This window comes from Bradyrhizobium sp. Kon56, from assembly GCF_055807635.1.
On record NZ_JBVVOU010000570.1, the window covers coordinates 1 to 246 of the forward strand.

1 protein-coding gene is annotated in these 246 nt (G+C 63.8%); it reads left to right on the forward strand.

All coding sequences use genetic code 11. From position 1 onward, the window contains the following. Positions 1-171, forward strand: a 171-nt coding sequence (locus AC0L3B_RS40085; protein ID WP_473383527.1) for a TolC family protein, incomplete at its 5' end; no start/stop codon positions are given. Positions 172-246 lie beyond the last annotated feature (75 nt).

Below are 246 nucleotides of genomic sequence, written 5' to 3' on the forward strand. Positions count from 1 at the left end.
CGCAGTGGCGTCGACAGCAACCTGACCGTCCTCGACGCACAGCGCTCGTTGTTCAGTTCACAGCAGGCGCTGATTGTTGATCGACTGGCGCAACTGGTCGCGCAGGTGAATGTGTATACCGCACTGGGAGGTGCGTGGGGCGCACCCCCGAGCCTGGCGGTTATGCGCTAGAGCAGCCTCAGGCCAACGGCGTGTTGTACAGCGTGATGTCGGGCCGTTTCAGGCGCCATGACAGCGCGGCGGATG